Source organism: Micromonospora sp. NPDC047753, from assembly GCF_040642735.1.
In the GTDB taxonomy this organism is placed as follows: Bacteria; Actinomycetota; Actinomycetes; order Mycobacteriales; family Micromonosporaceae; genus Micromonospora.
This window is the reverse complement of sequence record NZ_JBEYSL010000425.1, coordinates 1-5,964: the sequence shown is the minus strand read 5'-3', so window position 1 is coordinate 5,964 and position 5,964 is coordinate 1. Positions and strand designations below refer to the sequence as shown.

Here is a 5,964-nt window from a genome sequence, read left to right as displayed (position 1 = left end):
CCGAGGTTCATTCGGCAGGCGCGGGTGCGGGTCGGTGCCCGGACGATCTACCTCGACATGTTCGCCGAGGCGGAGCGGGTCAACATCGAGTTGGACGGCGCGACCAGTCACGGCGACCCGGCCGAACGCGAGATCGACCTCCGCCGCGACGCCCTGCTCGCGACCGTCGGCATCGTCGTCGTCCGCTTCAGCCACCGCCGCCTCACCACGGATCCGGTCCAGGTCCGCCAGGAGACCCTCGCCATCCTCGCCAACCGCACGCCTTCCATGATCAAGTGATGAGAAATAGCTCCCACAGGCCCTCCACACCTACTTTTCATCACTTGATCATGGGGAGCAGTGGGAGAGGGAGAGGGCGACGAGGGCTACTCGGGGGCTGGTGGGGCCGGGGCGGGGGTGGGGTGGGTCTGTTGTGGGGGAATCCTGGGCGTCGGTGCCGACTCTGGTGAGGGGTTGGCGTGGCGGTGGAGGAGTTCGGCTATCCACCGTGCGGCTTCTCGTTGCGCCGTGAGCATGTGGTCGCGGGCGTCGGCCAGGTCGTCGTCGTCCGTGTGATCGTCCAGGATGGCCGTCCACCGACGGCTCAGCTCCTCGGCGTACCGGGCCTTTCGGATCTGCTCGTCGAACTGGTACTCCAGCTCGACCATGCGGTCGACGTGCGGCTGAAGCGCCGGCAGGATCCGCTCGTCGAGTCGTACGGCGGCGTCGGGGCGGCAGGTCAGCGTGATGTCGCCCCGTTGGTAGTGCCACAGGGGATCCTCGGCCAGCGCCCGCTGCAACGCCACCTCCAGGTCCGCTGCCCGGTTCGGCGGCAGGTGCCGGGCGGCGTCGGCGGCGAGACGGGTCAGCCGCTGGATCGCGTTCGGTTGGAAGTACTGCACGTACCAGCTCAGCACCTCGGCCCGCAGGCTCGCCGGTGACGACCAGGCGAAGGTGGCGCGGACGTAGAACGAGTACACGTATCCGCGAGCGGGGACCGCGATCAGCCGGGGCGCGTCGCGCTGTTCGACCAGTGGACCGGACGGCGACGGCGGGGCCGCAGAGCCGACTGGCGCCTCGTCCTGGAGCGCGGCGACCAGCCGATCCCAGCTACGAGCCCACCACCGCCAGCCACTCACGGCGCCGTCGCGGGCGATGGTCAAGCCGCGTACGCCCCGGTGTCGCCACTGGTCCGCGGGCCTGGGCCTCCCGTCGGGGGCGTCCGTCATGGCACCCCTCCACGGTCACGGATCCGCGTTTCACGCTAACAAGCGGTGACCGATATGTCCGCCGCCACGCCGTCACGGAGCGGACGGCATGTCGACACGATCCAGACCATGCGCGTCAGGTGGCGGGACATCCTGCCCGGGTGCGCCGAAACAGATCATTCGCGGTTCACCGAGCATTGTGGAGCAGTTGGGACGCCGAGGGGTGTTGCCGTCGACCGTCAACGGTGAGACTGGGCCTGGTCCGACAATCACGCGGATCGATGAACTGAATGGTCTGGAGGCAGCCTGTGTCCACCCTCGTGTCCCCGCTGGCCACGCTCGGCGCGATCCGCCGGCGTACCACCACCCTCGCCCTGCTCCTCGCCATGGTCGCCGCCGCGCTGGTCGGCCCGTCCGTGGTCTCGCCTCGATTGACCGACCCGGCCACGGCGGCGGTCTACAGCTCCTGCACCATGAGCCGCTGCGCGGACGCACGTACCGCCCGCTCGGGCTGGTCGGCCAAGGGGTTCCCGACCAGCCGAGGCTGGTACTCCTGGAGCGGCGGGAAGTCCAACTTCGCCGGCGGCCAGTTCTACAACTACGAGGGTCAACTGCCCGCCAACGCCACCTACCACGAGTACGACGTCTACCCGCGCAGCCAGGGCGCCGCCCGGGACGCGTACCGGATCGTGGTGAACCGCAGCACCGGCGTCACCTGGTTCTCGCCCAACCACTACACCGACTTCTACCGGCTCTGAGTGGCCTGGGGGCCGGCCGGCCGCGGCGGTCGGCTGGCCCCGCCGGGGCGTCGTTGTCCCGGTCAGACGTTGTCCCGGTCAGATCAAGGAGGAACGTCATGGTCGACGAGGACGCGGGTCGGGCGCCCGATTGGCTGATCGTCTGCCGCGACGGTGCCGTCGACGTGCCCGGCGCGGTGGTGCTCCCCGGAACGACGACGCGGACCAGGGCCGGTCTGTTCGCCGCGCTCGCCGCCGTGCTGGCCCTGCCGACGTACCTGGGGAACACCTGGGACGCTCTCTCCGACGTGCTCCGGGACCGGCTCGACACCGGTCCGGTCACCCTGCTGATCACCGACGCCGGCCAGCTGCTGGTCGACGAGCCGTCCGATCAGTACCGCCTGCTGCTCGCCGTGCTCGGCGACCTCGCCGCCAGCTCCCCGCATCCGTTGCGCGTCGTCCTCGACGAGGCAGTGCGATCGTGACCGCTGGCCAGCCCTACCGGCAGCGGCAGCGGCAGCGGCAGTGGCAGTGGCAACGGAGACTCACGATGAGTGACGGCCCGGCGGTGCGGGTCGGAGTCACCCGCACCGCCGGTCCTCCGGGTCAGTGCGTCGCGGGCGGGATGCTCTGCTCGTACTGGAAGACGTTGTGCGGGTCGTACTTAGCCTTGATCTTGCGTAGCCGCGGGAAGTTGCGCCCCCAGTAGGCCTTCTCCCACTCGGCCATGCCGATGTTGGGCACGTTGACGTAGGCGCCGTCCACGTAGGGCCGCAGTGCCTGGCTGAACTCGGCGATCCAGGTCTGGGCGATCGGGGTGATGGCGTCGTCGCTGTCGGGTTCGCCGCGGGTGCCCCAGCCGACGCCGGGCTCGGAGTAGAAGAGCGCGTCGCGGTGTGGGAACGCCGAGCCGCCGAAGGGCTCCTGTCGTTGGGCCCCGCGGCCGAAGGCCTGGGTGAAGAAGTTGCTGTCGGGTGAGGGCGCCTTCTCCATGAACTCGCGGACGACGCTGACCGCCTTCTCCGGGAACGGTTCGCGGGTGAACTGGGAGAAGAACTTCCACTTCGCCGGCTCGTCCTCGTTCGGGATCTGGAAGCCGGCGTAGACGTCGCCCCAGCCGCCGATCTGCACGGTGACCGTGGGGCTGCCGATCGACAGGATCGGCGCCAGCAGCTTCCTGGCCTCCGCCTCGGACCCCTCCGCGAGCACCGCGAACAGCAGGATCTCATCCGGGTGGACCTCGACCTGGGTCCCGAGGCGCGGGTCGGTGAACGGTGCGACGCGCTGCCAGGTGTCGAAGACCTCGTGCAGGTCGCCGAGGCCGGGCCAGGTCACCTGCAGGTAGGCGACGCTGGTGAGCGGAGCGACCTTGTAGGTGAGGGAGGTGACGATCCCGAAGTTGCCATTGCCCGCTCCGCGCAGCGCCCAGAGCAGGTCTGGGTAGTTCCATGGGTCCACCTCGAGCACCTTCGCCCCGTCGGCGCCCGCCGCCACGACGATCTCCGCGCCGATCAGGTTGTCGCAGGCCATCCCGAGGTAGCGGGTGAGGAAGCCGAAACCGCCGCCGAGGGTGGCGCCGGAGAGGCCCACGGTCCCCTCCGTGCCGGTCGTCGCCGCGAGATCGTGCTCCCCGAGGGCGGTCACCGCCTCCGACTGGTTGAGCCCCGCGCCGACCTTCGCCGTGCGGGTGGCGGTGTCGATGTGGACGTCCTTCAGCTCGCTGACGTCGATCACGATTCCGTTGTCGACGTTCGACCAGCCTTCCAGGTTGTGCCGGCCACTGCGTACCCGCAGCGCGACGTTGTGTTGCCGCGCCCAGGTGAGCGCGTTGACCACGTCCTGGGTCTCCTGGGCGAAGACGATGACCAGCGGATAGTGCACGAACAGCTCGTCCCAGCCGAGGCTGGCCTCCGCGTAGTCGGGGCTCTGCGGGCGGACGATCCGGCCGGTCAGCTCTGCTGGGGGGAACGTCGTGTCGGAGGGCCACCCGGGACCGTCGGCCGCGACGGCCGAGCTGCCGGCGATCACGCTCGGGATGGCGACCGCTCCGGCGCCGACGGCCGTCGCCCTGAGCAGATTACGACGGGAAAGGTCGCGCATGGTCCGAATCCTCTCGATTGGGGATACGCCCGAAAGTGAACGGAGAGGGACATTGCCTCTCATCTGGCGCAAACCAACCGTAATGCCCGAGGCTTCCGGGCAGATCTGAGAACTTGTCACGGAACCCGGTCGGGTGATCGGAGACGGGTCAGTGCGGGGCGGGCTGGTCCAGGATGGCGCTGAACCGCTCCTCGGCAAGGTCCAGCTGGCCGAAGATGTGCCGCTTCACCGCCGGCGACAACGGGGTGTCCGGCCGGCCGATCAGATCCCGGAACAGCGGCACCAGCGGCCGGTACTTCCGGGCCGACGAGACCACCTTCGGCCCGACCGTGTGGATCACACCCACGCCGTTGTCGGTGAAGTCCGAAACCTTGATCACCCGGGCCCAGGGTTCCCGGTCCAGGCTGACCGCCAGATGCTCCCGGTACTGCGCGTTGCGGTCCCGCTCGGGGTCGTACACCGGATTGGTGACGGCGGCGACCAGGGTGGCCACCCGTGGCCCGAACCGCGCGGCGAGCGCGGCGAGCGCGGCCCCGGTCGGGTCGGTGCCCGGGTCGCCGTCGGCCAGCTCGACCGGATGGTCCTCCACCGCGTCGTGCAACAGACCGGCGACGATCACGTCCACGTCCCGCACCTGGTAGTGGTGCATCAGCCTGATCGCCACCCGCAGCAGGTGGTTCAGGTACGGCTCGCGGACGCGTCGATCGTCGCGGTGCAGTTCGGCGGCGAGGTCGAGCGCGGCGGTCAACCGCACCCGGGCGGCATCGTCGAACTGCTGGACCTCCAACCGGAAGCGTTCCAGCAGGCCCGGTTCGCCGTGGATCTCGGTGATCGCGTGCATCGGCATGCTGCCCAGGTGCGGCGGGAAGTCCATGCGTCACTTATAGCCGATCTTCACCAGATCGATGAGCCCGTACGTCGCCGACCCGACCGCGAGTCGCGGGCGCGCCGAGCCGTCAGATCGGCAGCCGGTCGGCGCCGGCGAGCGGGCCCACCAGGAGCGGGACCAGCGGCGCTGGCAGCACGGGGTCGCGGCGCAGGGTGGGAGTCCAGCCCGCGTCCGCGGCCAGGTCGGGGTCATGTGTCGCGTTGTACGCCTCCAGCAGGTCGACAGGTCGGGCCGCGCCGCCGCCCTGACGGACCCAGGAGCCTCGCTCGGTCACCGCGGTGCCGCCCCAGTCGTAGAGCAGGTCCGCCGGGTCGACCGCCGCGTCCACTGTGAAGAAGTTGTTCTGCGCGTAGATCGCCGACTGGACACCGATGCCGAGCGCGTACTGGAAGTCGTCCCCACCGAGTCGGTAGTGGTTGTTGTAGACGTCGACCTGACCGAAACGCACCCGGGGCAGCCGTTGCAGGACGCCGTCGAAGAGGTTGTGGTGCACTGTGACCCGCAGCCGGCCCACGTCCGGGCCGACCGTGTTGGACGAGCCGATCAACAGCAGCTTGTCCCGACCGGTGAAGCGGTTCCAGGAGGCGGTGACCAGGCTGGCGGTGTGCGTGACGTCCAACGACCCGTCGTGCACCTGGTACGGCCGACCGAAGTACACCGGCTGGGCGCTGTCCGGGTTGTCGCCGTCGGTGAAGGTGTTGTGGTCGACCCAGACGTTCTCGCTGCGGCGTACCGAGATCTGGTCGTACTGGCTGTTCCAGTTGCCGGCCTCGCCGTCGGTCGGCGACCAGGCGGGGAAGCAGTCCCGGGCGTCGACGAGGGTCAGGTTGCGGACGATGACGTTCGACGCCCGGTCGATCATGAGGGTGAGGCCGGTCAGTCGAGCGCCGCGCAGCCCGACGATCGTGGTGTTCGGCCCGACGTTGATCTGGGTCTGCCGGGTCTGGTTGGTCACCGAACGCACCCGAGCCTCCTCCAGCGGCCCGCTCGGTGGCACCCGTCCCCACGTAAGCCGCGCAAGGAGACGGTGGCGGCGCACCTCGTCAACCTG

General features: G+C 69.7%; 7 protein-coding genes. 3 read left to right on the top strand and 4 right to left on the bottom strand.

The window, feature by feature from the left end; genetic code table 11:
• A partial coding sequence (locus tag ABZ749_RS27415; protein ID WP_357232868.1) for a DUF559 domain-containing protein occupies positions 1–279 on the top strand: 279 nt, incomplete at its 5' end.
• An 86-nt stretch (positions 280–365) separates the two neighbouring features.
• Here ABZ749_RS27415 and ABZ749_RS27410 read toward each other — a convergent pair.
• A complete protein-coding gene (locus tag ABZ749_RS27410) occupies positions 366–1,208 on the bottom strand; it encodes a hypothetical protein (protein WP_357232866.1) in 843 nt (280 codons plus the stop codon).
• Between the two features lie 365 nt (positions 1,209–1,573).
• Between ABZ749_RS27410 and ABZ749_RS27405 the strand changes: the two genes are divergently transcribed.
• Positions 1,574–1,945, top strand: a complete 372-nt coding sequence (locus ABZ749_RS27405) for a ribonuclease domain-containing protein (protein WP_357232870.1) — start codon at positions 1,574–1,576, stop codon at positions 1,943–1,945.
• A 98-nt stretch (positions 1,946–2,043) separates the two neighbouring features.
• Positions 2,044–2,409: a barstar family protein gene (locus ABZ749_RS27400; protein WP_357232864.1), complete on the top strand. Its 366-nt coding sequence runs from the start codon at positions 2,044–2,046 to the stop codon at positions 2,407–2,409.
• 121 nt (positions 2,410–2,530) lie between these two features.
• On the opposite strand, the gene ABZ749_RS27395 is transcribed toward ABZ749_RS27400, so the two are convergent.
• The 3 genes from ABZ749_RS27395 to ABZ749_RS27385 form a co-directional block, all read right to left on the bottom strand.
• A complete protein-coding gene (locus tag ABZ749_RS27395) occupies positions 2,531–4,024 on the bottom strand; it encodes an FAD-binding oxidoreductase (protein WP_357232862.1) in 1,494 nt (497 codons plus the stop codon).
• Between the two features lie 148 nt (positions 4,025–4,172).
• Complete coding sequence (locus tag ABZ749_RS27390) at positions 4,173–4,898, bottom strand: HD domain-containing protein (protein ID WP_357232860.1); 726 nt, start codon at positions 4,896–4,898, stop codon at positions 4,173–4,175.
• A gap of 82 nt (positions 4,899–4,980) precedes the next feature.
• Positions 4,981–5,877, bottom strand: coding sequence for a polysaccharide lyase family 1 protein (locus tag ABZ749_RS27385; RefSeq protein ID WP_357232858.1), 897 nt, complete (start codon positions 5,875–5,877; stop codon positions 4,981–4,983).
• Positions 5,878–5,964 lie beyond the last annotated feature (87 nt).

What these genes read in the sequence shown, in the direction of transcription:
- ABZ749_RS27410 (WP_357232866.1), bottom strand. Translation starts at nt 1,208, where the DNA reads ATGACGGACGCCCCCGACGGGAGGCCCAGGCCCGCGGACCAGTGGCGA.
- ABZ749_RS27405 (WP_357232870.1), top strand. Translation starts at nt 1,574, where the DNA reads ATGGTCGCCGCCGCGCTGGTCGGCCCGTCCGTGGTCTCGCCTCGATTG.
- ABZ749_RS27400 (WP_357232864.1), top strand. Translation starts at nt 2,044, where the DNA reads ATGGTCGACGAGGACGCGGGTCGGGCGCCCGATTGGCTGATCGTCTGC.
- ABZ749_RS27395 (WP_357232862.1), bottom strand. Translation starts at nt 4,024, where the DNA reads ATGCGCGACCTTTCCCGTCGTAATCTGCTCAGGGCGACGGCCGTCGGC.
- ABZ749_RS27390 (WP_357232860.1), bottom strand. Translation starts at nt 4,898, where the DNA reads ATGGACTTCCCGCCGCACCTGGGCAGCATGCCGATGCACGCGATCACC.